This is a genomic window from Ensifer sp. BR816, assembly GCF_000378985.1.
Classification (GTDB): Bacteria; Pseudomonadota; Alphaproteobacteria; order Rhizobiales; family Rhizobiaceae; genus Sinorhizobium.
Genome location: NZ_KB905370.1, coordinates 3,764,870 through 3,790,851 on the forward strand (window position 1 = coordinate 3,764,870; position 25,982 = coordinate 3,790,851).

Consider the following 25,982-nt stretch of genomic DNA (forward strand, 5'->3'; position numbering starts at 1 on the left):
TACGTGATCAACTGTGGCGGCCGGGCTGCCGAGAGGCGGTCGCGCGGTGCTTCCCTACGTTGCCGTCGCCATATGTCGCACAGCAGTCGATCAACGGTTGTTGCTGTTGCGTTTTACACGCTTGACGTATAGCTAAGCTATGCTACTGGATGCTGCTTCCGGTCGTAGGGAACGGCTGGCGCAATCCTCGCTTTCACGCACGGGGGTACCGTGATTCACGCTGCAGAATCGGAAGCGGAGAAACCGCAGTCCACCGACGCCAGGTGTCTGGCCCAGCTCTCCCGCATCCGGCAGAGCGCCGAGTTCGACGCGACCGACCGCGAACACCGTTTTCTGCAGTATGTCGTCGAGGAGACCCTCGCCGGGCGCGGCGGCCGGATAAAGGCCTACTCCGTTGCCGTGGAAGTGTTCGGCCGGGACAGCACGTTCGATCCGCAGAACGATCCGATCGTGCGCATCGCCGCGAGCCACCTTCGTCGTTCCCTCGAGCGATACTACCTGACGGCCGGGAAATCCGATCCTGTCGTCATCGGCATTCCCAAGGGCGGTTATGTCCCCACCTTCTCGGAACGAGGCTCGCCGGAAGACGCTGATGCGACGGACAGTGCGACGCCGCCAATGCAGGCTCCGGCTCCAGGACGCAGGAATGCTTCGGCCGCTTCCGCGCTTCCGCCTCCGGGTCCTGACGACGTTCGCGTCCAGCTCGAGCGGATAGTTTCGAGCAAGGAATTTCACGGTGGCGGGCGAGGAGCCGCGCTCCTGCGCTATATCGTCGAGGAGACGCTTGTCGGCCGCGCCGAGCGGATCAAGGGCTACTCGATCGCGATCGAGGTCTTCAAGCGGGATGAGAGCTTCACGCAGGACGACCCGGTCGTGCGGATCGAGGCGGCCAGGTTGCGGCGGGCGCTCGAGCGTTACTACCTGGTGGCAGGGCAGAACGATCCGCTGCGAATAGAGGTTCCCAAAGGCGGGTATGGGCCGACGTTCAGATGGAACAATCCCGTGCCTGCCGAACCGGACAGGGCGGCGGCTCCGGATTCGTCCGAGCCCGCGACCCGTCGAAGGCGGCGGTACGGGGCATTGCTAGTCGCAGGCGTCTTAGCGGTCGCGACCGCGATCCTCGGCTACTCGACGATCGGTCGGCCGGGATCGCCTTCCGCTTTACGAGTAGACACTGTTCGGGTGCCCGATGGTCCCACGCTCGTGATCGCGCCCTTCGCCAATCTAGGAGAGGGGCCGAATGCTGAACTCTATACAGATGGCGTGACGGAAGAACTCCTGACCGCTCTTCCACGCTTCAAGGAGATAAAGGTATTCGGTCGCGAGACGTCGAAATCGCTGCCGCCGGACGTGGACGTCTCGCAGGTCCGGGATGAGCTGGGCGCGCGGTATCTGCTCGCGGGCGGCGTGCGGACATCGGGCAGCCGCATCCGGGTGACCGCGCGGCTCCTCGATGCCTCCGACGGTGCGATCCTGTGGTCGGAGGACTATGACAACGATCTGCGGTCGCGCGATCTGGTCGCAATCCAGTCCGATGTCGCGAGCAAAGTCGCGACGGCGGTTGCGCAGCCGTACGGCATCATTGCCCAGGCCGATGCCGCCAATCCGCCGCCGGACGATCTTGGTGCTTACAGGTGCACGCTGAGGTTCTACGATTACCGCGCAGAGCTGAGCGTCGAACGTCACGCCGAGGTCAGGGCATGTCTCGAAAGCGCCGTCGCCCGGTATCCGACTTATGCGACCGCCTGGGCGATGCTGTCCATCGTCTACCTCGATGAGGAGCGATTCAGTTTCAATCCGAAGTCAGGCGCTCCGACTGCCATGGAACGGGCGCTCCGAGCGGCGCGGAGAGGAATTCAGCTCGATCCCGGCAACACCCGCGGCCGTCAGGCGCTGATGACTGCATTGTTCTTCAACGGCCAGTATACCGAGGCGATGCGCACCGGAGAGCAGGCTCTCGTCATGAACCCCAACGACACCGAGCTCTTGGGTGAATTTGCGACCCGGCTGGCGATGGGCGGACAATGGCACCGCGGCGCGGAGCTTCTGGACCGGGCAATCGCGCTCAATCCGGGCGGAGGGGGGTACTATCACGGAACCCGCGCCCTTGCGGCCTACATGCTTGGAGACTACCCGGCGGCGGCCGCCGGAATCAAACAGGCCGACCTCCAGAAGTTCCCGCTTTTCCATGCCGTGGCCGCGGTCATCTATGCGGAGGCTGGGATGCCCGCTGAGGCCCGGCGAGCGGGCGAGACGTTCATGCGGATGCGCCCGGACTTTATTCTCAACATTCAGGCTGAACTCACGACGAGAAATTACACGCCGAAGGACCAGTTGCGCCTGGTTTCAGGGCTTCGAAAGGCGGGACTGCCGATACCCGGGGGCGTTGAGGCCGCTATCGCGCGTGCGGCTGCGGCCGATGCGCGGCCGCACTAGAAACGCGTGTCCCGCGATAACTATCCGTAACTTCCCTGATGCTACGGGCGTGCCGCCCTGTCTTCGCCTAGACTTCGTGCATCGGCCGTGGTGCAGAAACGACCGGAGGACACCGCGTCTCGCGTAACGCACTCTTAACATGGGGATACCAGTGAGTAGCAAAAACCGTCGCACGACGCAGTCGAGCCTCTTGCGGCGTCTTCAGAGCATTGTGGTCTGCGGGACGCTGCTGGTCGTGGCGGGATGCGGGGGCCACCCGAAAGGGGTGCTGACGCCTGTGGCGGACACGTCTCCCGAATCAAGCCGGGTGAACATGCTGATCACGACGACCCGCGACCGCTCGGCGATACCTGGAGAGATGTTTACCGGGGAACGTGCCTTCAGCCCGGCCTTTGCCGACATGACTGTTTCCATTCCACCCCAGAGCGCCCGCAAGACGGGAGAGGTCGCCTGGCCGAAGCGGCTCCCGTCCAATCCTGCGACCGACTTCGCGACCTTGAAGGCCGAGGAGATAGACGTGACCGCCGCCAAGAAGTGGCTGAGCGCAAGCGTCCGGAAGAGCCCGGACCGGAGCGTCTTCGTGTTCATCCATGGGTTCAACAACCGCTTCGAGGATTCCGTCTACCGCTTCGCACAGATCGTGCACGATTCCGAAGTCCGTAGCGCTCCCGTTCTGGTCACCTGGCCCTCGCGAGGAAGCCTGCTCGCCTACGGATATGACCGCGAGAGCACCAACTACACGCGCAACGCGCTGGAGAACCTCTTTCAGTACCTCTACCGCGACCCGGAAGTAAAAGAGGTCTCGATCCTGGCCCACTCGATGGGAAACTGGCTCGCTCTGGAATCGCTGCGCCAGATGGCCATCCGCAACGGCGGACTGCCTTCGAAATTCAAAAACGTCATGTTGGCGGCTCCCGATGTTGACGTAGACGTCTTTCGCCAGCAGATCGTCGACATGGGCAAGCAGCACCCGCGGTTCACCCTCTTCGTCTCCCGTGACGACCGCGCCCTGGCAGTCTCGCGTCGCGTGTGGGGCGACGTCTCCCGGCTCGGAGCCATCGATCCCGAGCAGGCCCCGTACAAGAGGGAGCTAGAGGACAACAAGATCACAGTCATCGACCTGACCAAGATCAAGGCGGGCGACAGCCTCAACCACGGCAAGTTCGCGGAATCACCGGAGATCGTCCGGTTGATCGGTTCGCGCATCTCGGAGGGGCAGACGCTGACCGACAGCAGGGTCGGCCTCGGGGACCATATCCTCGTGGCCACGACCGGTACGGCCGCCGCGGTTGGCAATGCCGCGGGGCTGGTGCTTGCCGCGCCGGCTGCGGTGGTGGATCAGCACTCCCGCGACAATTACGCGGAACATTTGAACAGCCTGGCAAGTACCCGGACCCGCTCGCTGCCAACAGCGCCGGACGACTGCGGCACGGTGCACCCCGCGCCTCGGGAGTGCGGGCGCTGATGGTTTGGTCTGGACTCCCTCGTCGACACCTCCTGCGGGCCGCAGCCGCGTGCATGAACCTTGTTCCGAAGCTCGCATTCGCGCAGGCTGCCGCAGCTTCAAGCGTTTCGATCTCAGATACGATGCTGGACTGGGAGGCGACCGTCCGCGGCCGGCTCTGGGCGCTGGTAGATGCGATCCCGCGCATCCCAAGCGAGGTTGCTCGGGCGGCTTCGATCGCATCGACGGAAATCAACTCGGGCCGCCCCGGCAAGGCTTTGTTCCTCGTACTCTGCCTGATCGTGGTTGGATATCTCGCCGAGCACGTTGTGCGGCGCTTGCTCTCCGAAGGCAGGAAAGGAGAGCCGCCTGCCGACTCGCAACCCCCTGCTCCGCTCCACCAACGGCTGCTTTCCGAACTGCCACCGCTCCTCGTGTTCACGTTCGCGAGTCTCGGTCTCTTCCTGGTTTTCGGCTGGCCGCCCCTGTTGAAGAAGGCTGTTCTTACCTTTCTCGCCGCTTTCATCGTCTGGCGCATCGTCATGACGCTCGCCCTGGTGATCGCGGCAAGTGATGCCGTGGGCCGCGCCGAGCGGGCTTTCGATCCGAAAAATCGTACGCGCGTCTCGTTCTGGAACCGGCGCGTCGGGGCCTTCGCAGCCATTCTCCTGTTCGGGTGGGCGTTCGTCAGCCTGATGTCGGAGCTCGAGTTCTCTCCGGAAGTCCGTCGAACCGTCGCCTACCTGTTCGGTCTCGGCCTGCTCGCTGTCGGCATCGAAATCGTATGGAGGGAGTCGGCCGACGGGTCCGTTTCTCGACGCAAAGCGTCCCTGCTCACTTTCTATCTGGTTGCTCTGTGGTTGGCTTGGATCGCTGGCATGACCGGAGTGCTGTGGGTCGGGATTTATGCGCTGCTCCTGCCAAGAGTCCTCGCGGCGACCGGTCGGCTCAGCGAAGCCTGCGCAACGGGAATCGCCGAAGGCGGCTGGGGGACCACTTTGGCAAGGGTCCTGATCGGCCGTGGTGCACGCGCGTTGGTCATCGCCGTGGCGGTTGCCTGGCTGTTGGCAGTCTCCCGCTTCAACCTGAGTTCTCTGACACAGGATTCTCTTGCCGACCGCATCGTCTCTGGCGTCTTCAACGCGGTGATCGTCCTGCTGTTGGCAGACCTGATCTGGCATCTGTCAAAGGGCTATATCGATCACCGTCTGATGCTGGCGGAGCGGACACAGTCCCCGGACTCCGCGGAGCTGGCCCGGCTCGGCCGGCTGAGGACGCTTCTGCCGATCTTCCGCAATGCCCTTGCCGTTCTGATCCTCGTCGTTGCGGGACTCTCCGTCCTGGCCGAGCTGGGAGTGCAGATCGGGCCGCTCATCGCCGGTGCCGGCATCTTCGGCGTTGCCATCGGCTTCGGTTCGCAGACACTGGTCAAAGACATACTGAGTGGCGTCTTCTACATGCTCGACGACGCGTTCCGCATAGGCGAATACATCCAGAGCGGCAGCTATCAGGGCACGGTCGAATCCTTCAGTCTCCGCTCCGTGCGCCTCAGACACCACCGCGGGCCGATCTACACCGTCCCTTTCGGCGTACTGGGAGCGGTGCAGAACATGAGCCGGGATTGGGTCATGGAGAAATGGACCATCAACATCACCTACGACTCGGATGTCGAAACGGCGCGCAAGCTTATCAAGAAGATCGGCCTGGAGCTTGCCCAGGATCCGGAGTTCGCGGCCAGCACCTTGGAGCCGTTGAAGATGCAAGGCGTCGACAGTTTCGGCGAGTTTGCCGTCGTGCTGAAGCTCAAGCTGATGACGCTGCCCGGTGCACAGTTCGCCATCAAGCGGAAGGCGTTGGTGATGATCAAGAAAGCATTCGAGGAAAATGGAATCCGCATTGCCGTCCCGACGGTCGAGGTCTCAGGCAATGCGGACAACAGCGCCGCGATCGCACAGGAGGTCACCCGCAAACGAAGGGCGGTCAAATTGGCTCCATCGGCGGCCAGTGAACCCAACCACTCTTAAATGGTTGGCGGCCAGAATCAGTGTTGACGGTGAAGGAGAAGTCGATGGAGATTGCGGAGAAATGTCTGAAGTTTGGGTTCTCGCTGGCCCTGGCGGCACTGGGTTCTACCTGGGTGCACGCCGCCGACGTCTCGCCTCTCCTGATCCCGGCCCCTCAGCCTGCCGAAACGCAGGATGGCTGGACCTTCTCGGTCGCTCCGTACTTCTGGATGGCCGGCCTATCGGGCGATACCTCCCAGTTCGGGCTTCCCACCGTGGACATCGACGCCGATTTCGGCGACATCCTGGGAAATCTCGATTTCGCGTTCATGGCGGCCGGCGAAGCGCGATATGACCGGTTCAGCATCATCGGCGACGTCATCTACACAAAGCTGTCCGCAAACGGCGAGACCCCTCTTGGAATACTCGCGACTGACGTCGACGTGACGTCGAAGAGCTTTTCGGGCTTGCTGGGCGTGGGCTACGCGCTCCTCGATGGCCCGGATGGACTTCTCGACATTGTGGGCGGCGTGAAGGTGTGGTCGGTCGAAACGACGCTCTCCTTCAACGGTGGCATGCTGGGTGGCGTCGAGCGAAGCGACAGCGCCACATGGCTCGATGGCATGGCCGGCTTGCGCGGGAAGTATTCCTTCACGCCGGAGGTCTACCTGACAGGCTGGGGACTGGTCGGCGGCGGCGGTGCCGACCTCGACTGGGATGTCGCGGTGGGCGTTGGCTACGATTTCAACGACAGGATTTCGGCCATTGCCGGATATCGAGCACTCGGGGTTGATTACAGCGACGACGGCTTCCAGTTCGATGCCGTGCAGCAAGGGCCGATCCTCGGGCTCGCGGTTAAGTTCTAGCCCGGCGATCAAGGGCGCTCCGCGGGACCGAGACAATTCAGCGTAAATGTCCCATGGCGCTAAATTGCGGTGTCCCGGCAAGCTGCTTAGGCAGACAAGAGAATGATCGCTTGCGGCTACGAATGCAGACCTCGGTGGATGGACTGCCGAACTTCGGCTGTCCTGAAGGTTTTTCGATGCGGGCCGCAGCGCGACGTTTGCCGCTGGCGTTGGGCGGCCCGCGTTGACAAACCTTGGAAGGAGGAAGCCGCGGAGGCTGGGTGGGACCTATGGGGAAAGCGCGGGGCCGCGGGCGTCTGTTGTGGACTTCGGCGCTGACGACAAAAGCAAAAGGGCCGACCTGAGGGTGTGGAATGCGATGATCGGAAGCGGGTTTGACGGTCTCGGCCCTGTCGAGTTTGACGATTTTGCGGTGCTCAGTGTTATTGGGCGCAAAGCGATCCGATCGCCGAATGCAGGGTGTTTTCGGGTCGGCTTTGGCCAATGTGATGGGTGTCTTGTCATGCGGCTTGCTTTCTCGGTGGCGCCCGGGCTCTGGGTTTCTGACCGCGTCGGAAGATCTCGATGATGCGCATCGGGCCGCCGCAGTCGGGGCATCGCTCTCTCAGAGTGAGCGGGATCGTCGCAGCGCTTGGCGGATCATCTTGTTTGGCCGTTTCCGCTCCGAGCAGAGCGCGGATCTTTGCGACCTTGGTCCTGCGGCCCGCACTGGCGAGCAGGCCGTAATGGCGGATGCGGTGGAAACCGTCGGGCAGCACATGGAGCAGGAAGCGGCGGATGAACTCGTCGGTGGCCAGCCGCATGACCTTCTGCCGGTCGCCAGATTTGATCCGGTAGTCCTTCCAGCGGAAGGCGACCGCCTCGGCATTGGCGCTGATCAGGCGGCTGTTGGAGATGGCGACGCGGTGGGTTGTCTAATCGCATTCCAATCGTCAAGGAGGTTTATGCATTCGGCGACCTTGCCAGGTTGCGGGTAGAACCACGTCGACAGCGGCCCCGTCTCGAATATGACACGTTTGGCGTTCGGGGCGTGCTTGCGGATCACCTGCGCCAACACCTTTGGATCCGACGCGCGCTTCCCCCGCCAGATCCGCTTCCCGTCCTCTCGGATCGAGATCGCAGTGTCTTTCAATGAAACGTCGAGCCCGATATACTGGTCCATGGTTGCCTCCTTTCGATGTTTGGGCCCGGTTCCAATCGTGAGCCCGTATTTCCATCTTATCGGGGGCAACCAACCCAGCCAGCATCATCTTGCAAAAAATTGCCGGGGGCAGTCGCACCGCGATTACCCCATGTGTAGCGGGCGGTGCTGCTCAGCTTGGCATGACCGAGCAGATACCTGGATCACCCGCACGTCGGTGTTCGCCTCCAGCAGATGCGTGGCGAAGCTGTGGCGCAGGGTATGCAGCGTCGCGGGCTTGGCGATGCCCGCCATGTGCTTGGCCGCGGTGAAGGCCCGGTTGAGCTGGCGCGGCGAGATCGGATTGATCTTCGGCTTGCCGGGAAACAGCCATCCCCGCGGACGCGCCTCCCGCCAGTAATCGCGCAGCAGATCCAGCAAGCCCGGCGACAGCATGGCCTTGCGATCCTTGCCGCCCTTGCCTTCTTCGACGTGGATCAACATGCGCTCGCTGTCGATGTCAGTGACCTTGAGGTGGCACACCTCCGAAGCCCGCAGCCCGGCGCCATAGCTGATGCTGAGCGCTGCACGATACGTCAGCCCGGGCCCGGGAGCCGCGGCCAGCAGGTCGGCGACCTCCTCGACGCTCAAGACGACCGGCAGCTTCTGCGGCTTGCGTTGGAACTGCATGTACCGCTTCATCTCCTCGCGCCCGCAGGTGATCCCGAAAAAGAACCTGAGCGCGATGATCCGGACATTGAATGTCGAGGGCGTTACCCCGGCATTGGTCATGTGTAGCTGATAGGCCCGCAACTCCTCCGGCGTCGCCGTGTCGGGTGAGCGCCCCAGAAAGGCCGCGAAATCCTTGATCGCCCGGATGTGGGCTTGCTGCGCCTTGTCGCCCATCCCGCGGATGCGCATATCCTCGATCATCCGCTCACGCAGCCGGGTGGTCTTCTCCTCTGTCATGGGACCCTCCTGTCCATCAGATTGAGAAGCCTCAATCGTCAGGCCAGGAACCCGAGACACAAAGAACCGCCGTCGATCAGGAAACCCACCGCCTGCCACAAGCGCCCTTGCCGCGCGAGCGGCTTAGTCCATCCACCCGACGCCGACGAATCGAACCGGAAAGATCGACCCTAAGCGGAACTACGTTTGCGTTGGGGAGGATGTCTCGTTGATTTGCACGAAGCGGACAATACAGCCACTCCGTCTCATCAATTGACGTAGCCGGTAGCTCGAACCCTCAATCTGCAGGACGGCGTGATGCAACAGCCTGCCAAACAGTGCGGTATTGAGACGGGGTCGCCACATTCGGCAAAGCCGGCGGTTGGAAGTCAGCATCATGGCCCCGCGTTCATAGCCGAGTTTGTAATTGTCTGTACCCCCAGCGACAGAAGCCTCCCATGGAGGTGGACTTGCTCAGCCGTATAGGTGGACCAGTTCCCCGCGCGCCCCTGCGAAGTCACTAGCGTACACTCCATGGGCGGACTGTAGATTGGCCGGACTTGCCGTCGCCACGTTAATCGCCAATCCATCTGTTGGCGGGCTCCCGCCGACGAGAACAATGATGCAATGCTTTCGGTTTTACGACGAGGTCGATATGAGTGGTACTTGGACGCCTTGGATTGAAGTCTTCAAACCCTTCGGCGCCTTCAACGGATTCCGAAGTGCATCGGCCAAGCATTCCCGCATGTAGTCGTCGATCGGAGTAGACCGCCGCTTGACCGTGTCCACATGCATCATCATGTGTTGTGCTGGTTTTCCGACGTTCGCTGTTAATGTAATCGTTGCCATGCCGTTTTTTTGCCGACTTCCACGTTCACATCGATGAGCTTCTCCTGGGGTAAGTTGTCGCTGAATCAACGGGGCTGGGCGAATTGAGGCTCCGGCTGCGTCGGACTTCTTAAAGCGGCGTCTATCACCGAGGGAGTAAGGCGATTGCGGCGAGAGCCCTTCTGAACGGGAACGGAATAAGATGACTTGGACATGTGTTTGCAACATCATCGCACAGCATTCCCTCTCTCGTCCGCTCGGGACTGCCGAGCTCGCCGCCGCACCTTGAACCACTAAGTCGATCGGAGTCGTGCAGTAACATCCGGTCGCATTTTTCCTGCCAGAGCATCACATGCTGGAGCCCCTTATGACCGCAGCCGCGCCGACAGCCGTTTGCATTATCATCGCGGCAAAGAATGCCGCCGACACGATCGCCAGAGCGATCACCTCTGCACTTGCCGAGCCCGAAGCCTCTGAAGTCGTCGTCGTCGATGACGGTTCAACCGATGAAACCGCGGCGGTTGCGAGCGCCGCCGATGATGGGACCGGGAGGCTGACTGTCGTTCGCTTCGAAGCAAACCACGGGCCGTCTGCGGCTCGCAATCACGCAATTTCGATCTCGGAATCCCCCCTTCTTGCGCTACTGGACGCGGACGATTTCTTCCTTCCAGGCCGGCTGCGGCAACTGCTTTCGGAGGACGGTTGGGACTTGATCGCGGACAACATTGCCTTCATCGATGGGGAGCGAGCGGCGACCGCGGCTGCAAAGGTCAAGCAGTTCACGCCGAGCTCACGGCTCATCGATCTTGCCGGTTTTGTGGAAGGGAACATCTCGCGGCGCGGCGCCCGCCGCGGTGAAATCGGCTTCCTGAAACCGATTATGCGACGCGCCTTCCTCGATGAGCATGGGCTTCGTTACGATGAGACGCTGCGCCTCGGCGAAGACTACAATCTTTACGCCCGGGCGCTCGCAAAGGGCGCGCGCTACAAGATCATCAAAAGCTGCGGATACGCTGCCCTCGTGCGCGGCAATTCCCTGAGCGGCAGGCACCGCACGATCGACTTGAAGTGTCTCTACGAAGCCGACCGGGCAATGCTTGCTGAAGCCCGGCTAGGCGCCGCCGCCGAGACTGCGTTGCGCCGGCACGAACGCCATGTTCGAGACCGTTACGAGTTGCGGCATTTTCTCGACCTCAAAAACCAGGACGGCTTTAGAAGCGCCATCGGCTACGCCTTGAAGCATCCCGGCGCCCTTCCGGCGATCGTCAGCGGTATCCTTGCAGACAAATCCGAGCGCTTGCGGCGCCCGCGGTCACCGGCCCCGGTGGCCCTCGGCGGCACTGGAGAGATTCGCTACCTGCTGCAAGAATAGATACATGTGAAACACAGAATTCGTCTCTCGGTCCCGCGTCGCGATCAAAATTGCCGCATGCCAGTATGGTGACGCGATTGGGGGAAACGATTGCTGTCGTCGACGTGTACGGAAATCATCGCAATGATAGCATGCGTTGCGTTCACCCACCGGGATGCCCCAGTCGAGGCTGTCAACTATCCTGCGGCCAGCTTCTTCTCCCGCGCCGCCCTCAGCCGTGCAAAGTCGTCGCCGGCATGGTGCGACGAGCGGGTCAGCGGGCTCGACGCGACCATCAGGAAGCCCTTGGTATAGGCGACCGTCTCGTAGGACTTGAACTCCTCGGGGGTGACGAACTTCTCGACCTTGTGATGCTTGCGGGTCGGCTGCAGATACTGGCCGATCGTCAGGAAGTCGACGTCGGCGGTGCGCAGGTCGTCCATCAGTTGCAGCACCTCGTTCCGCTCCTCGCCGAGGCCGACCATGATGCCGGACTTCGTGAACATCGTCGGATCGAGTTCCTTCACCCGCTGCAGGAGACGGATCGAATGGAAGTAGCGCGCGCCCGGGCGCACCGTGAGATAGTTGCCTGGCACGGTCTCGAGGTTGTGGTTGAAGACGTCGGGCTTGGCGGCGACCACCCGCTCCAGCGCGCCTGGCTTCTTGAGGAAGTCCGGGGTCAGGATTTCGATCGTCGTCGTCGGAGACGCGTCGCGGATCGCGAAGATCACCTTCTCGAAATGCTCGGCGCCGCCGTCCTCGAGGTCGTCACGGTCGACCGAGGTGATGACGACGTGGCTGAGGCCCATCTGCTTGACCGCCTTGGCGACGTTGGCGGGCTCGTCCAGGTCGAGGGCGTTCGGCCTACCGGTCGCCACGTTGCAGAAGGCGCAGGCACGCGTGCAGATCTCCCCCATGATCATGAAGGTGGCGTGCTTCTTGTCCCAGCATTCGCCGATGTTCGGGCAGCCGGCCTCCTCGCAGACGGTGACGAGCTTGTTGCTCTTCACGATCGAGCGGGTCTCCTGGTAACCCTTCGAGGTCGGCGCCTTCACGCGGATCCAGTCCGGCTTGCGCAGCACTTCCGTGTCCGGCCGGTGCGCCTTTTCCGGATGGCGGATGCGCTGCGCCCGATCCGAGACCGCGTCGAAAACCGTTACCATGTTTCTTCCTTCGTCGTATCGAGAATGCGGCGAAAGCCCCCCGCTTAAGACACGGAGACCCTCCACTACTGTCCCGACCGAACAGCTCTGGCCTTCAGAATGCGACGCAATGGCCTAAAAATCCACCTCGATCGCTGCCCCTTTCGATAGCGCGAGTTCGACAGCGGCTGAAGCCACCGCCAGGTCCTGGAGACCGACCCCCGTTCCGTCGAACAATGTGATCTCTTCTGATGACGAACGGCCCTTGTGGCGACCGGTGATGACCGCACCGATCTCGACGATGTCGTCCTTGCTGATCAGCCCCTTATCAATCGCGTGCTGGCATTCACCGATCGTGACCGCCTGACCGACTTCATCGGTGAACACCGTTGCCGCAGCGACGAGTTCGGGATCCACCTCCTGCTTGCCTTTTGTGTCCGTGCCCATACAGGCGAGATGTGTGCCGGGGCGAACCTGAGAGGCCTTGAGGATCGGGGCAAACGACGAGGTGATCGAAATGATCACATCCGATTCCGCACCCAGACGATCGAGGTCGACGGTTTCGAAAGGAAGCTCCAGTTCGCGCGCGATTCTTTCGAGACGGCTGAGCATCTCGGGGTGCAGATTCCACGCGAGGACCTTCTCGAACGGCCTCTGCTCCACCGCAGCGCGCAACTGGTACGTCGACTGATGGCCCGCGCCGATCATGCCGAGCACCTTCGCGTCGTTACGGGCAAGATACTTGATCGAGACAGCCGAGGCTGCCGCCGTCCGAAGCGCCGTCAGCAGATTGCCGCCAACAACGGCGCGGCACCCGCCGGTATCAGCGTCAAACAGGAAAACGGTCGACTGGTGGTTCGCCAGCCCCTTCTCAACATTGTTCGGCCAGAAACCACCGGATTTCAGGCCGAGGGCCAGACTGTCGCGGTCGAACCCCGATTTGAAACCATAGAGCGCGTCCGCGTGTCCGATTGCTTCGCGAATAACAGGGAAATTGTAGGCCGACCTTTCAGCCATGGAGGCGAAGACCCCCTCGACCGCCAAGAGGCAATCAGCGGGGGTAATCAGCCCGGCGATCTGATTTTCCGGTACGATAATCATTGCGAACTTCCGATTCCTGCGACGTGGGGGCAATGCCCTCTTTGGCGATCAGTAGGCCTTACCACGGGCCGAGACCGGCCACAGCGTTTCAACCCGGCCGTTGCGCACGCCCACATACCAATCGTGAACATTGCAGGTCGGATCGCAGTGGCCAGGAACCAAACGAAGTTTTTCATTGATCTTGAGCACGCCGTTCGGATCCTCGATGACGCCGTGCTCATCCGTGCATTTCACGTACTTGACGTCCGTGCGGCCATAGACGAAGGGTAGTCCGGAATCGACCGACTGGGACTTCAATCCGGCGTCGCAAATTGCCTTGTCGGACTTCGCGTGGCTCATCACGCTGGTGAGAATGAAGAGCGCATTTTCCCATTCGCCTTGATCGATCCTGTTGCCACCTTGATCGCGGATGCGACCGTAATCAGCATCCATGAACGCGTAGCTGCCGCACTGCAGTTCGTTGTACACGCCGGAATTGCTCTCGAAATAGTAGCTGCCGGTGCCGCCGCCGCTCACCAGTTCGGGCTCAAGACCCTCGACCTTCAAGGCAGCGACCGCATCTTTCACCTGGGCAATCGCGATGTCGAGCTTGGCCTTGCGATCTTCGTAATTGTCGATGTGCTGCATGGCGCCCTGGTAGGCCTGAATGCCAGCGAACTTGAGACCCGCAGCACCGTCGATAGCTTTGGCAAGTGCCACAACAGCGGCGGCGGTGGTCACGCCGCACCGGCCGGCACCGCAATCGATTTCGACGAAGCATTCGAGCGTTGTGCCGTGTTTCTGCGCCGCTGCGGACAGTTCTGCGACGTTGGCCAAATCGTCGACGCAAACGATGATGCGTGCGTCCCCCGTGGCGAGGCGTGCTAGACGTTCGATTTTCAGCGGTTCCCGGACCTGGTTCGAAACCAGCACGTCCTTTATCCCGCCGCGCGCGAAGACCTCTGCCTCCGACACCTTCTGGCAGCACACACCGATCGCGCCACCAAGTTCCTGCTGGAGATGCAGAACATCGACCGACTTGTGCATCTTGCCGTGCGCCCTGTGGCGCATGTTGTGCGCCTTGGCATAGTCGCCCATCTTGCGGATGTTGCGTTCGAGGGCATCGAGATCGAGGATCAGGCACGGCGTCTGGATTTCATTGACGCTCATTCCGGGAAGAGCCGGTACATCGTAGCCGACTTCCATGCCTGCGAGCTTCGTTTCCATGTTCATCTCTCTTTCTCTCCCCTATTGCCAAGGCAACTTGTCAAGGTCGACATTGCCGCCGGTGATGATCACGCCGATACGCTTGCCGGCAAACAGATCCTTGTTCTTCAAAATGGTCGCGAGCGGCACGGCGCTGGAAGGCTCCATGATGATCTTCATTCGCTTCCAGATAAGCTTCATCGCGTCGACGATCTCTGCCTCCGAGGCCGTCAGGATGTCGGTGACGTGGCTCCTGACGAAGTGCCACGTCAGATCCTTGAGAGGCACTTTCAGGCCGTCAGCCACGGTAACTGGTGCGTCGTCGGCAATGATGTGCCCTGCCTTGAAGCTCCGGTATGCATCATCTGCCTGCTCCGGCTCGGCCGCGTAGATCTTGATGTGCGGCGCCAGGTTCGACAGCGTGAGGCAGGTTCCCGAAACCATGCCGCCGCCGCCGATGGGAGCGATCACCGCATCGAGACCCGCGACCTGTTCGATCAGCTCCTTCGAGCAGGTTGCCTGACCGGCGATGACGCGCGCATCGTTATAGGGATGCACGAATTCCGCGCCGGTCGCGGCGACGACTTCGGCAAAGACAGCTTCCCGGGAGGATGTTGACGGCTCACACTCGACAACCTTGGCACCGTAACCGCGGACAGCATCTTTCTTCGCTTGCGGCGCGGTACGGGGCATGACGACGGTGCAAGGTATTCCGCGCCGTCCCGCCGCATAGGCCAAACAGGTCCCATGATTGCCCGAGGAATGGGTGGCAACGCCCTTCGCCGCCTGCTCATCACTTAGCCCGAAAACGGCGTTTGATGCGCCACGGGCCTTGAAGGCGCCCGCCTTCTGAAGATTTTCGCACTTGAAGAAAAGCTCCGCCCCGGCAAGGGAGTTGATGCAACGCGAGGTGAGAACCGGGGTGCGATGAATGTGCGGCTTGATGCGCGCATGCGCTTCATCCACGTCGAAAAGCGTCGGGATATACATCGTCATGGCCTCTCAGGCGGCTCCCCGGTCCCCTGAAACCTGGTTTTTGCGGTAGTATTCCTGGGCGGCGGCAACCCCAGAACCGAGCTTGATGCCAAGACCAAGATCCGCCATGACCATCTCCGCCGTCGCGATGCCCGAAAGGGCCATCACGTCCGTCAGGCTGCCGAGATGCCCGATGCGGAACACCTTGCCGGCGACCTCTCCCAGCCCAACACCGAAGGCCACGTCATATTTCTTCGCCGCGTGGGTAACGACGGATGTAGCGTCGAAGCCGTCAGGGGTTCGAATTGCGCTGACAGTGTCCGAGTAAAGGTCCTCGCTGCTCGCGCAGAGCTCCAGACCCCAGGCACGCACGGCCGCACGGATTCCCGCTGCTATGCGGTTGTGGCGCGCGAATACGTTCTCAAGGCCTTCCGCCAGCAGCATCTCCGTTGAGACCTTCAGGCCGTTCAGCAGCCCGACGGCGGGGGTATAGGGGTAGGCGTTGTTCTCATAGCTCTTCGACATATCGCGAACGTCGAAGAAAGTGCGCGGCAGCTTGGCCGTTTCGAGCGCCGCCAAGGCCTTGGGAGAGAATGCGGTGATTGCTAGCCCGGCAGGTAGCATAAAGCCTTTCTGCGAGCCGGTCACAGCAACGTCGACGCCCCAATCGTCCATGCGAAACTCCATTGAAGCAATGGAGCTGACACCGTCGACGAACAGCATGGCCGGGTGGCGAGCTGAATCGAGGGCGTGCCGAACCGCGGCGATATCCGACTTGACCCCCGTTGCGGTCTCGTTATGCGTGACCAAGACGGCCTTGATCTGGTGCGCCTTGTCGGCGGTCAGCATTTCCTCATACCGATCGACCGGGGCGCCGCTGCCCCACGGCGTTTCGATAACACTAACGTCGAGGCCATGCCTCTTGCACATGTCGATCCAGCGATGGCTGAACATTCCATAGCGAGCCACGAGAACGCGGTCACCGGGACTGAGGGTGTTTGTGATCGCCGTCTCCCATCCGCCGGTGCCCGTTGCAGGGAAAACGAAAATCGAAGCAGCTTCGGACTTCACGACCTTTTTTACGCCTGCGAGGGCAGGACGCAAAATCTCTCCAAACAAGGGCGAGCGATGGTCGATGGTCGGCATATCCGACGCCTTGCGCAGCACCTCCGGCAGATTGGTCGGACCTGGAATGAAGACCGGGTTTTGCAGGTACATGGGGGGCGTCCTCCTCAAGCTGGAAATATTGATAACACGCCGTTCCGACGCGGTAAATTTTTTTGAAAGTATTTTTCAAAACGCCATACATTCAATCTTTATCGGTTGAAATCAGCATGTTATAATTTTTCATTATGCGGATTGATTTTTCATATCTGGCATTCAAATATTGGATCACTTGGCGGAGGTGAAAAGCAATGCAGCCAGCAAAGCGGCGAAGAGGTCGCCCGAAAGGGTTCAATGCCCCCGAGTCCCCGAGCGTCATCCAGTCTCTCGACCGCGCCTTGGACGTGCTGGAGGCTCTGGCCTCGCCCGAGGGACTGACGTTGTCGGAACTTGCCGCCCATCTCAGCCAATCGGCCGCCACGATGCATCGGGTACTCTCGACGTTGGAACGTCGTGAATTCGTCGAGATCAGCCCCGACCGGCAGGTCTGGCATATCGGCCCCGAGGCCTATCGGCTCGGCTCCGCGTTTCTTCGTCGTACCAACGTTGTGGAACGCAGCCGCCCAATCATGCGGGAGCTGATGCTGGAGACGGGAGAGACCTCGAACCTTGGCATCGAGAAGGACGGCAATGTCCTCTTCATCAGCCAGGTCGAAACTCACGAATCGATCAGGGCATTCTTCCCGCCAGGGACACTGTCTCCCCTGCATGCCTCGGGAATAGGAAAGGCGTTGCTCAGCACATATGACGACAGCCGTCTCGCTTCACTTTTCAAGAAGACCACCTTGGAGCGGTTCACTGCGAATACCGTTCGGTCGATCGTTCAATTGGAAGAAGAACTGCGCGTCACGAAAGACCGAGGCTATGCGTTGGATGACGAGGAGCGAACCAAGGGGATGCGTTGTGTTGCAGCCCCGATCTTGAATGTGCACGGCGAAGCGGTGGCCGGCATTTCCGTTTCAGGCCCAACGCATAGAATGCCGGACAGGCAAGTGCAACAAATCGGCGAACGAGTAAGGAATGCCGCGAAGATGGTGTCGCGGCGTTTAGGAGCGCCATAGCCGGAAACCTCAACACCTACATGCTGGCAATTCCCGCATTTTCACGGCAACGGAATTGGCGATGCTACGGGGTTTCGGTCCACCTGTGGCCCAGTCGAGCAATTCGACAGTGTGAACAAGAGGTATTTCGGTCGCGGAGCCGATCTGCATCATGCAGCCGATGTTGCCGGCACTGATCACCTGAGGGCGAGTGGCTTCGATCGTCGCTACTTTACGAATTCTGAGTTCAGACGATATTGCCGGCTGCATCAGATTATACGTCCCAGCAGATCCACAGCAGATATGGCTGTCACGCGGCTCCACGACTTCGAAGCCTGCCGCCCGAAGCAACTCTTTCGGGGCGGAGCGGATCTGCTGGCCATGCTGCAGCGAACAAGCAGCATGATAGGCCACGCGTAGCGGCTCGGCGTGGAATGGGTCGTTCAAGCCGAGGTTGGCCATGATTTCCGTTACGTCTTTGGCGAGAGCGGCGACGCGAGATGCATCGTCGGCGATCGCATGGTTTCGCAACAGATGGGCATAGTCCTTTACCGTCGTCCCGCAACCCGACGTGTTTATGACCACGGCATCCAGACCTTCGCCGTCGAGTTCGTGGACAATCGCACGGACGTTCGCCGCGGCCATTGTATGACTTTCTTCGACCTTGCCCATGTGATGCGTCAGGGCACCACAGCAGCCCATGCCCTTCGGGATTACGACCTCACAGCCATGGCGCCGTAGCAGCCTGATCGTGGCATCGTTGATATCCGTGTTCAGGGCGCGCTGCGCACAACCAATGAGCAGGGCAACACGCTTGCGACGCGCGCCGATCGCCGAAAAGCTTTGTGGTCTGTCATTCTCGCTGGCCGGCGGAATATGATCGGGCGCCATCTCCAACATGGCCCTCAGGCGAGCGTCGGGGAGAAATTTCCTGAAGGGGCGGGCGAGTCTTGCACCGATCAGCGCCAGCCGAAACCGGCCGGGATGCGGCAGAATTTTTGCCAAAAGCCAACGGAGAGCTCTCTCTTCCCACCGGCGTTTGTAGGTCTTCTCGATATACTCGCGCGCATGATCGATCAAATGCATGTAATTCACACCCGAGGGGCAGGTCGTCATGCAGCTCAGACAACTAAGGCAGCGGTCGATATGCATTACCGTTCGCTCGTCAGGGACCTTGTTGTTTTCCAACATGTCCTTGATCAGATAGATGCGACCGCGCGGGCTATCGAGCTCGTCGCCAAGCACCTTGTATGTCGGGCACGTCGCTGTGCAGAAGCCGCAGTGGACGCAAGACCGCAGAATCTCGTTCGAACGTCTCGTGGCGGGATCGGCGAGCTGTGTGTCGGTGAAGTTTGTCTGCATCTCATTTACCCATCAATCCGGGATTGAGAATTCCGGCGGGATCAAAAGTCCGGCGCAAGGCAGCTGAGAGCCGAGCTACAGAGGCTCCTTCGGCGGGAAAACCCTCACTGTTCGGCAGCGTGCCACGGCGCAGCAGCGCAGCTTGCCCCACACCGGCTGCGTGACGGACCGCAGAGCCATTGGCGTTACTCTCAAACCAAATCAATCCGCCACCCCAGTCCAGCGACACGTCCCCGCCGAGCGCATGCAAACGGGCCACAACCGCTGGAGCTTCGCTCGGCTTAACCAGAATCCGCCAAAGCGGTACGCTCGACCCCGCGAAATGGTGCAGATCGCGCAATCCACGCCAAAGCGCACGGCTGGCAGGTTCACCCAATATGTCGATCTCTCGATCGCGGAAGAGTGCGGACAACCTTTCGCGACGATAGTCGACCTGCGGGGAAAGCCCCTCGACCCTGAGCCAGACAGTGCCGGACCGAAAAGCGGCGCCGGACACCTCGAAGGGAGTGGCGAGTGCCGCCGCAAAGATTTCTGTTGCCTCCTTCACGGAAGTGCCATGAAAGGCCAGCGTCTGTTGGCTTTCCGCGGCAGGCAACGTTTTCAGCGCGACCTCGGTCAACACGCCAAGAGTTCCGTGGGAGCCGCAGAGCAGTTTGCCGAGGTCCAGCCCAGTGACGTTCTTCATCACCCGGCCACCATTCCTGATGATCCGCCCTCTGCCATCGACGAACCGCACGCCAAGGAGATGATCCCTACAAGCACCCGCATGTATTCGGCGGGGGCCAGAGATGTTGGCCGAAACCATGCCACCAACTGTGGGAGCCCCCTTGGTGCCAAGTACCGCCCTATGGTCCATCGGTTCGAATGCGAACGCTTGGCCCTCGGCGGCAAGTGTTGCCTCAATTTCCTCGATAGGCGTTCCTGCGCGCGCAATCAGCGTCAGCGCGCCGGGCTCATAGGTCACGATACCGCTAAGGCGTCGCGAGGTAAGGGTCTGAGCAGCCGCGATGGCCTCCGATCGGATACGAGTGCTCCCGCCGACGACCCGCAGGGGTGCGGCCCGCGCATAGCTTTCGGCGATCATACCAGCCACCTCCGCCTCGCTGGGCGGCGAAAACCCTGTCGCCGCGTGATCGCTGCTGTTCGTTATCATGGGCATCTCGCTGCCGCATCACGATGTGGCTGACTGACTTCGAGTGGGAAGACCTTGGCTGGGTTGAGCAACCAGGCGGGATCGAAGACGCTCTTGATTTCCATCTGAATCGCCAGGTCATCGGCCGTATATTGTTTCGTCATGAGGTCGCGCTTCTCGATTCCGACCCCATGCTCGCCGGTCAGGCAGCCTCCTGCGTCGACACAAAGCCGAAGAATGTCGGCGCCGAATTCTTCGGCTCGCTCGAGCTCGCCGGGCGCGTTCGCGTTGAACAGGATCAGCGGGTGCATGTTGCCATCGCCTGCGTGGAAAACATTGGCGACCTCCAACCCATACGCTTTCGACAGCTCGCCGATGCGCTTGAGCGTGTGGGGGAGCTTCGATACCGGCACGGTCCCATCGAGACACAGGTAATCGCCGAGCCGGCCCATCGCCCCGAATGCCGATTTGCGCCCCTTCCAGATCGCCAAGCTTTCCTCGGCGGTTCGGCTGGCACGGAACTCCACCGGATTCAGCTCCTCGGCGATCAGACGGATACGCTCGATTTGATGGTCGATTTCCGCCTCGGAGCCTTCCACCTCGACAATCAGCACGGCTGCGCAATTCGGATAGCCCGCCTTGACGAAGGCCTCGACCGCACGCAGGCAAACGTCGTCCATATATTCGATCGCGACGGGCAGCAGGCCCGATCGGATAATGCGTCCTACGCACTCACCAGCCGTTTCGGCGCTGTCGAAGCCGATCAGTACCGGCCGTGCGCCTTCAGGCTTCGGCACGATCCGGAGCGTTGCTTCGGTAACAATGGCGAGCTGGCCCTCCGATCCACAGATCAAACCGACGAGGTCAAGGCCCGACACACCCAGGAGTGGGCCGCCAAGCTCGACGATATCGCCCGTGGCCATGACGATTCGGACACCCATCAGATTGTTCGTGGTAACACCATATTTAAGACAGTGCGCACCGCCGGAATTCATCGCAATGTTGCCGGCAATCGTGCAAGCAAGCTGAGAGGAGGGATCAGGCGCGTAGAAGAAGCCCTCGACTTCCAGTTCGGCGCTGACGGCGAGGTTCGTTACACCCGTCTGCACACGAATGAAGCGGTTGGCGGTGTCGACCTCGAGTATTTCGCGCAAACGCATGGTGCCGATGACGACGCTGTCCGCGGTCGGCAAAGCGCCGCCAGCAAGCGATGTCCCTGCTCCACGGGGCACGACGGGTACACGCAACTCATGGCAGACGCGCATGGCGGTTGCCACTTCCTCGGTTGTGCGCGGCAGCACAACTGCAAGAGGCGGACAGCGATACGCGGTCAGCGCGTCGCATTCATAGGCCCGTGTTTCCTCCGGGCTCGAGATGACAGTCCCTGCCGGCAGCGCAGCCTCAAGCGCCGCGATGATTTGGGGTGCTCTCGCAAGGACGCCGGCATCCGGTTCAGGCATGGCTATGGTTGACATGAGAGATACTCTTCGTGATCGAAACGGTAAGCGAGGAGGTCGACGACCCTCGCCTGCTCGCCTGAACGCGCCATCGCAGTGATGCGAGCACCACCAAGCTGGCACCTCTGGACGGGCGATCGGGTCATCGGAGCTCGGGGTTTGCCATGTGACGAAACCGTGTGGCTCAGCCAACCGTGGCCAGTTCTGCGCCGAGGCTGACGACCGCGCCCGCTTCGGTCTTAATGCGGATCCGACCCGCCTTCGGTGCAAGTATGCGAGTTTCCATCTTCATCGCTTCGATAACGGCGACAGCGTCGCCTTCCGCGACTTCCGCTCCGTCATCGACCAACCATTGCTGCAACGTGCCAGGAATCGGAGCGGTCACGCCGCCGTCGCTTACTGACGTAGCCTGTTGCACGAGCTGCGGGGCGCCCAGACCGGAAAATAGGGCTGCGGGCAGGCCGATGGCGTGCCGCTTCCCATCGATCTCGACGAAGCTGCGTATCAGCCCACTTCCTGCCGGATCGACGCGGGGTGAAGGCTCCAAGCCGCGGAACTCCGTCTCGATCCAGTTGGTGAAGACGCCGAAGCCGTCCTCGCCGGTGAAATCGCGCTCATCAAGCACCGCTCGGTGGAAAGGCAGCACGGAGGCGACCCCTTCGATGCGGAATTCGGCTAGCGCCCTCCGAGCCCGGATAAGCGCTTCCTCGCGGGTGGCGCCCGTGACGATCAGCTTTGCCATCATGGAATCGTAGAAGCCGGGGATCTCCGATCCAGTCTCGACGCCGGCATCAATGCGCACGCCAGGCCCTGCAGGGGCGCGGAAGCGGGTGATGAGGCCCGGAGTGGGCAGGAAGCCTCGCCCAGGATCCTCGGCATTAATGCGGAACTCGAAGGCATGGCCGCGCGGCTCAGGCGTCTCTGTGACAGAGAGCGGCAGGCCGTCAGCGATACGCAATTGCTCGATGACGATGTCGACGCCAGTCGTCTCTTCGGTCACCGGGTGCTCGACCTGAAGCCGCGTATTCACCTCGAGGAACGAGATTACCCCATTCTGCGAAAGCAGAAACTCCACGGTCCCTGCCCCAGTATAGCCGGCTTCCGTGCAGATGGCGCGGGCGGCGTCGTGAATGCGCGCACGCTGGTCGGCGGTGATGAAGGGAGCCGGAGCCTCTTCCACGAGCTTCTGGTTGCGCCGCTGCAGCGAGCAGTCGCGCGTACCGAGGACGACCGTGTTGCCGTGGCTGTCGGCAATGACCTGCGCCTCGATATGCCGGGGCCGGTCGAGGAACTGCTCCGCATAGCATTCACCGCGGCCAAAGGCTTCCTTCGCCTCGCGCACGGCTGAATCGAACAGTTCACCGACCTCGTCCAGCCGCCGTGCGACCTTCATGCCGCGGCCCCCGCCCCCAAAAGCAGCCTTTATGGCAAGCGGCAGGCCGGCTTGCTTGGCGAAGTCGACCGCCTCGGCAGCCGAAGCGAGCGGACCGTCCGAACCTTTGACGAGAGGCGCCCCGACCTTGGCCGCAATGCGCCGCGCCTCGACCTTGTCTCCGAGCGCTGTTATGACCTCGGGGGCGGGACCGACCCAGGTAAGGCCCGCGTCGATCACCGCTTGTGCGAATTCGGTGCGTTCCGACAGGAAGCCATAACCGGGATGGACGGCGTCGGCGTCGGCCCGGCGGGCGATATCGAGGATCTTTTCGATGTTGAGATAAGTCTCCGCCGGGCGACCGGGACCGAGGCCGTAGGCCTCGTCGGCAATCTCGGCATGGAGTGATGCCGCATCGGCATCCGCATAAATGGCGACCGAGGCGACGCCATAATCGCGCGCAGCCCGGGCGATGCGGATGGCGATTTCACCGCGATTGGCGATGAGCAGCTTTTTCATCGGTCGGTATCCTTCATATGCGGATCGAAGGCGGCGATCGAATTGAAACGGATGCGCGCGCCGATTGGGATCTGGCCGGCCAGATCGAGGTGATGGGCTGCAACCACGCCGATCACCGGATAGCCGCCGGTCAGCGGGTGGTCGGCAAGGAAGAGCACTGGCTGGCCGCTGTGTGGCACCTGTATCGAGCCGAGCGCCGTGCCTTCGGAGGGAAGCTCCGCCGCGTCGCGTCGTTCGAGCGGTGCGGCCCCGGAGAGGCGCACGCCGACGCGGCTCGATTCGGCAGTGACCTCCCACTCCTGCGAGAGAAAGGTTTGCACGCCTTCGTCCGTGAACCAGTCGGTTCGCGGGCCGAGCACCACGTCAAGAGACACGGTCTCGCCCGCGCGCGGCAGGTGGTCCGGTTCGGGCCGGTGGGGGTCGACGGCGCCGGCCGGTCCGCTCGCCGGAACGAGGACATCGCCCGTAGCAATCGGCGGTGGCCCGATCTTCGCCAGCGTGTCGATCGAGGCCGATTCGAGGACAGTCTCGACAGCGAAGCCGCCGCGGAGCGCCAGATAGCTGCGCATCCCTTCGCTCGGCACGCCGAGCGTCAACTCGTCGCCGGCGTCGAGCGCAAACGGATGAGCAAACGGGGCGGAGACTGCGCGGCCGCCCGGCGTGCGAATTTCCAGCGGGCACGGCGCGCCCGTTAACGCCAGCGTCACGGGCCGGTCGGCCCTGACTGCGAAGCCCCCGAAAGTGATCTCGATCGCCGCGGTATCGCTCGGATTGCCGACACAGAGATTTGCGTTGCGAAGTGCGGCGCGATCGAGCGCGCCGGACCTCGAGACGCCCTGATCTGCCCGACCGGGACGGCCGAGGTCCTGGTAAAGCGCCGGTCGGTCGGCGCGGATAACGCGCAAGCCCCCTCCCGGCGCCGCGACGTCCGCCTGCCGTTCGGGCACGGAGGCCGGCACCAGGGTGCCCTTGGCCATATCGCGAAAGCGCACGCGATCGCCAGGGGCAAGCAGCGCCGCCCGGGGGCGGGCTGTATCCCACATGCAAAGCGGTGTTGTGCCGAGAAGCTGCCAACCGCCTGGGCTGTCAGTTGGATAAATGCCACCGAACGTGCCGGCTATCGCCACGGAACCGGCCGGAATTCGCACCCGGGGGGTCTTGCGGCGCGGCACGTCGAACGCGGGATCATCGCAGGTCATGTAGGCGAAACCCGGTGCGAAGCCGGTGAAGGCTACGGTGTAGGTCGCGTCGGTGTGGCGGCGGATGAGTTCTTCCACCGGCCAGCCGAGAAATTCGGCAATGTCGCCCAAATCCTCACCGTCATAGGTCACTGGAATATCGAACGTCTCGCCCTGCCGCACACTCCGCATCGAAAGATCGATCCGCGCAACGAATGCGGCGATCGCGGAGCGGTCGGTGACGAGCGGGTCGAAGCGGATCATCACGGTGCGTGCGGCCGGAACGAACTCCTTCACCCCATCCGGCCGGGTGGCCAACAAACTATCGAGTAACGTCAGCGTCGTTTCCAGGTCGTCCAATTCGACCAGAAGAGCATCAGCGCCGGCGGGCAGAAACCGTAGGCAGCGGTCAGGCATTAGCCAAATCCCGGATCGAGCCAGCAAAGGGCTTCAGCTCGACGCCGCTTGCGATGAGTCTGTCGCGCACCGCCCGGGCGAGTGCAACGGCGGAGGGCGTGTCACCGTGGATGCAAATGGATTGCGCTTCGAGGACCATGTCGGTGCCGTCGATCGCGGTGATCCGATGCTCGCTGACCATGCGGAGCATCCGCGTCGCGACGACCTCAGCGTCGTGGATGACCGCGCCCGGCAGCCGGCGACTGACAAGGCTGCCGTCGCCGTTGTAGGCGCGATCGGCGAAGGCCTCGCACACGACCGTCAACCCAGCCGCGCGGGCTTGCTCGACAATCGGGGCACCCGCGAGCGCCATGAGTATCAGCGAGGGATCGACCGCCTTGATCCCGGCAATCACGTCGTCCGCTTGGCGCATATCGTTGGCGATAGTATTATAAAGCGCTCCGTGCGGCTTGACGTAGCGAACTTCGGTGCCGGCGGCCTTCGCGAGGCCCTGCAGCGCGCCGATTTGGTAGATCGTATCGCCTACGAGCTCGGCGCTCGAGGGGTCCATGTTGCGCCGGCCGAAGCCGACCAGGTCTCGATAGCCGATATGGGCGCCAACCGAGACGCCGCGTCGCGCGGCCTCACGTAAAACCGTAAGGATGCCCGCCGGATCGCCTGCATGAAAGCCGCAGGCAATGTTGGCGCTGGTGACAATGCCGAGCATCGAGGCATCGTCACCCATCGGCCAGGGGCCGAAACTTTCGCCGAGATCGCTATTGAGATCGATGCTTGCCATATCACAGCCTGTTTCGAGTGGTTTCTTGATGCGGTTAAGACCTTAGCTCACGAACGCTGAAGACCTGCCGATGGAAGGTTTCGTGGACCTTGCACAGGTCAGATCTTTGTTTTTCGTGGCACCGGTCCCAGTCGATGCACACCAGTCGCTTCAGCGGGTCTCTG

Annotated in this window: 17 protein-coding genes and 4 pseudogenes; 6 read left to right on the forward strand and 15 right to left on the reverse strand. The window is 61.8% G+C overall.

The genetic code is table 11. The features are described from left to right. The first annotated feature begins 210 nt into the window (after nt 1–210). The 4 genes from RHIBR816_RS0118130 to RHIBR816_RS0118145 all read left to right on the forward strand — a co-directional run bounded on the left by RHIBR816_RS0118130 (nt 211) and on the right by RHIBR816_RS0118145 (nt 6,749). Nucleotides 211–2,436 (forward strand): adenylate cyclase, encoded by a 2,226-nt coding sequence (locus tag RHIBR816_RS0118130; RefSeq protein ID WP_018237999.1) that lies wholly within the window; start codon nt 211–213, stop codon nt 2,434–2,436. Between the two features lie 229 nt (nt 2,437–2,665). Further along, nucleotides 2,666–3,901 (forward strand): alpha/beta hydrolase, encoded by a 1,236-nt coding sequence (locus RHIBR816_RS34375; RefSeq protein WP_371259071.1) that lies wholly within the window; start codon nt 2,666–2,668, stop codon nt 3,899–3,901. Between the two features lie 53 nt (nt 3,902–3,954). Continuing rightward, a complete protein-coding gene (locus RHIBR816_RS0118140) occupies nt 3,955–5,904 on the forward strand; it encodes a mechanosensitive ion channel family protein (protein ID WP_018238001.1) in 1,950 nt (649 codons plus the stop codon). Nucleotides 5,905–5,948: 44 nt separating this feature from the next. Beyond that, complete coding sequence (locus RHIBR816_RS0118145; RefSeq protein WP_018238002.1) at nt 5,949–6,749, forward strand: hypothetical protein; 801 nt, start codon at nt 5,949–5,951, stop codon at nt 6,747–6,749. Between the two features lie 500 nt (nt 6,750–7,249). Here RHIBR816_RS0118145 and RHIBR816_RS34380 read toward each other — a convergent pair. The 4 pseudogenes from RHIBR816_RS34380 to RHIBR816_RS37165 form a co-directional block, all read right to left on the reverse strand. Then, nucleotides 7,250–7,660, reverse strand: a pseudogene (locus RHIBR816_RS34380) (transposase); the annotation flags it as partial. A 62-nt stretch (nt 7,661–7,722) separates the two neighbouring features. Continuing rightward, nucleotides 7,723–7,911: pseudogene (locus RHIBR816_RS0118155) on the reverse strand (IS110 family transposase); the annotation flags it as partial. 56 nt (nt 7,912–7,967) lie between these two features. Further along, nucleotides 7,968–8,838 (reverse strand): annotated as a pseudogene (locus tag RHIBR816_RS34385) (tyrosine-type recombinase/integrase). Between the two features lie 252 nt (nt 8,839–9,090). Then, nucleotides 9,091–9,231, reverse strand: a pseudogene (locus RHIBR816_RS37165) (ATP-binding protein); the annotation flags it as partial. 781 nt (nt 9,232–10,012) lie between these two features. Here RHIBR816_RS37165 and RHIBR816_RS0118170 point away from each other — a divergent pair. Then, on the forward strand, nt 10,013–11,017 hold the full coding sequence (locus RHIBR816_RS0118170) for a glycosyltransferase family 2 protein (RefSeq protein WP_018238006.1): 1,005 nt from the start codon (nt 10,013–10,015) through the stop codon (nt 11,015–11,017). Between the two features lie 176 nt (nt 11,018–11,193). On the opposite strand, the gene lipA is transcribed toward RHIBR816_RS0118170, so the two are convergent. The 5 genes from lipA to bhcA all read right to left on the reverse strand — a co-directional run bounded on the left by lipA (nt 11,194) and on the right by bhcA (nt 16,617). Next, nucleotides 11,194–12,159 carry a lipoyl synthase gene (lipA, locus tag RHIBR816_RS0118175; RefSeq protein WP_018238007.1) on the reverse strand — a complete coding sequence of 322 codons (966 nt, stop codon included), beginning with the start codon at nt 12,157–12,159 and terminating at the stop codon, nt 11,194–11,196. Between the two features lie 114 nt (nt 12,160–12,273). After that, on the reverse strand, nt 12,274–13,239 hold the full coding sequence (gene bhcD / locus RHIBR816_RS0118180; protein ID WP_018238008.1) for an iminosuccinate reductase BhcD: 966 nt from the start codon (nt 13,237–13,239) through the stop codon (nt 12,274–12,276). Between the two features lie 48 nt (nt 13,240–13,287). Further along, nucleotides 13,288–14,451 (reverse strand): 3-hydroxy-D-aspartate aldolase BhcC, encoded by a 1,164-nt coding sequence (bhcC, locus tag RHIBR816_RS0118185; protein ID WP_018238009.1) that lies wholly within the window; start codon nt 14,449–14,451, stop codon nt 13,288–13,290. 15 nt (nt 14,452–14,466) lie between these two features. Then, nucleotides 14,467–15,414 carry a beta-hydroxyaspartate dehydratase BhcB gene (bhcB, locus tag RHIBR816_RS0118190; RefSeq protein WP_026187144.1) on the reverse strand — a complete coding sequence of 316 codons (948 nt, stop codon included), beginning with the start codon at nt 15,412–15,414 and terminating at the stop codon, nt 14,467–14,469. Between the two features lie 12 nt (nt 15,415–15,426). Next, the gene (gene bhcA, locus RHIBR816_RS0118195) at nt 15,427–16,617 is read right to left on the reverse strand and encodes an L-aspartate--glyoxylate aminotransferase BhcA (protein ID WP_018238011.1); all 1,191 of its coding nucleotides are present in this window, start codon (nt 16,615–16,617) and stop codon (nt 15,427–15,429) included. Nucleotides 16,618–16,814: 197 nt separating this feature from the next. On the opposite strand from bhcA, the gene bhcR reads away from it, so the two are divergent. Then, nucleotides 16,815–17,624, forward strand: a complete 810-nt coding sequence (gene bhcR / locus RHIBR816_RS0118200; RefSeq protein ID WP_018238012.1) for an HTH-type transcriptional regulator BhcR — start codon at nt 16,815–16,817, stop codon at nt 17,622–17,624. Nucleotides 17,625–17,633: 9 nt separating this feature from the next. Here bhcR and glcF read toward each other — a convergent pair whose 3' ends face one another. The 6 genes from glcF to RHIBR816_RS0118230 form a co-directional block, all read right to left on the reverse strand. After that, nucleotides 17,634–18,965, reverse strand: a complete 1,332-nt coding sequence (gene glcF / locus RHIBR816_RS0118205; RefSeq protein ID WP_018238013.1) for a glycolate oxidase subunit GlcF — start codon at nt 18,963–18,965, stop codon at nt 17,634–17,636. Between the two features lies 1 nt (nt 18,966). Next, a complete protein-coding gene (locus RHIBR816_RS0118210; protein ID WP_018238014.1) occupies nt 18,967–20,124 on the reverse strand; it encodes an FAD-binding protein in 1,158 nt (385 codons plus the stop codon). Continuing rightward, nucleotides 20,115–21,572 carry an FAD-linked oxidase C-terminal domain-containing protein gene (locus RHIBR816_RS0118215; protein WP_026187145.1) on the reverse strand — a complete coding sequence of 486 codons (1,458 nt, stop codon included), beginning with the start codon at nt 21,570–21,572 and terminating at the stop codon, nt 20,115–20,117. The genes RHIBR816_RS0118210 and RHIBR816_RS0118215 overlap by 10 nt, the downstream gene beginning before the upstream one ends. Nucleotides 21,573–21,738: 166 nt before the next feature. Continuing rightward, nucleotides 21,739–23,445, reverse strand: a complete 1,707-nt coding sequence (locus tag RHIBR816_RS0118220) for a biotin carboxylase N-terminal domain-containing protein (RefSeq protein WP_018238016.1) — start codon at nt 23,443–23,445, stop codon at nt 21,739–21,741. Then, nucleotides 23,442–25,040: an urea amidolyase family protein gene (locus RHIBR816_RS0118225; RefSeq protein ID WP_018238017.1), complete on the reverse strand. Its 1,599-nt coding sequence runs from the start codon at nt 25,038–25,040 to the stop codon at nt 23,442–23,444. The genes RHIBR816_RS0118220 and RHIBR816_RS0118225 overlap by 4 nt, the downstream gene beginning before the upstream one ends. Then, nucleotides 25,033–25,818 carry a LamB/YcsF family protein gene (locus RHIBR816_RS0118230; RefSeq protein WP_018238018.1) on the reverse strand — a complete coding sequence of 262 codons (786 nt, stop codon included), beginning with the start codon at nt 25,816–25,818 and terminating at the stop codon, nt 25,033–25,035. The genes RHIBR816_RS0118225 and RHIBR816_RS0118230 overlap by 8 nt, the downstream gene beginning before the upstream one ends. Nucleotides 25,819–25,982 lie beyond the last annotated feature (164 nt).

Excerpts from the sequence above, each read along its gene's own strand:
- RHIBR816_RS0118140 (WP_018238001.1), top strand. The coding sequence starts at position 3,955 with ATGAACCTTGTTCCGAAGCTCGCATTCGCGCAGGCTGCCGCAGCTTCA.
- RHIBR816_RS0118145 (WP_018238002.1), top strand. The coding sequence starts at position 5,949 with ATGGAGATTGCGGAGAAATGTCTGAAGTTTGGGTTCTCGCTGGCCCTG.
- RHIBR816_RS0118170 (WP_018238006.1), top strand. The coding sequence starts at position 10,013 with ATGACCGCAGCCGCGCCGACAGCCGTTTGCATTATCATCGCGGCAAAG.
- lipA (WP_018238007.1), bottom strand. The coding sequence starts at position 12,159 with ATGGTAACGGTTTTCGACGCGGTCTCGGATCGGGCGCAGCGCATCCGC.
- bhcD (WP_018238008.1), bottom strand. The coding sequence starts at position 13,239 with ATGATTATCGTACCGGAAAATCAGATCGCCGGGCTGATTACCCCCGCT.
- bhcC (WP_018238009.1), bottom strand. The coding sequence starts at position 14,451 with ATGAACATGGAAACGAAGCTCGCAGGCATGGAAGTCGGCTACGATGTA.
- bhcB (WP_026187144.1), bottom strand. The coding sequence starts at position 15,414 with ATGTATATCCCGACGCTTTTCGACGTGGATGAAGCGCATGCGCGCATC.
- bhcA (WP_018238011.1), bottom strand. The coding sequence starts at position 16,617 with ATGTACCTGCAAAACCCGGTCTTCATTCCAGGTCCGACCAATCTGCCG.
- bhcR (WP_018238012.1), top strand. The coding sequence starts at position 16,815 with ATGCAGCCAGCAAAGCGGCGAAGAGGTCGCCCGAAAGGGTTCAATGCC.
- glcF (WP_018238013.1), bottom strand. The coding sequence starts at position 18,965 with ATGCAGACAAACTTCACCGACACACAGCTCGCCGATCCCGCCACGAGA.
- RHIBR816_RS0118210 (WP_018238014.1), bottom strand. The coding sequence starts at position 20,124 with ATGCCCATGATAACGAACAGCAGCGATCACGCGGCGACAGGGTTTTCG.
- RHIBR816_RS0118215 (WP_026187145.1), bottom strand. The coding sequence starts at position 21,572 with ATGTCAACCATAGCCATGCCTGAACCGGATGCCGGCGTCCTTGCGAGA.
- RHIBR816_RS0118220 (WP_018238016.1), bottom strand. The coding sequence starts at position 23,445 with ATGAAAAAGCTGCTCATCGCCAATCGCGGTGAAATCGCCATCCGCATC.
- RHIBR816_RS0118225 (WP_018238017.1), bottom strand. The coding sequence starts at position 25,040 with ATGCCTGACCGCTGCCTACGGTTTCTGCCCGCCGGCGCTGATGCTCTT.
- RHIBR816_RS0118230 (WP_018238018.1), bottom strand. The coding sequence starts at position 25,818 with ATGGCAAGCATCGATCTCAATAGCGATCTCGGCGAAAGTTTCGGCCCC.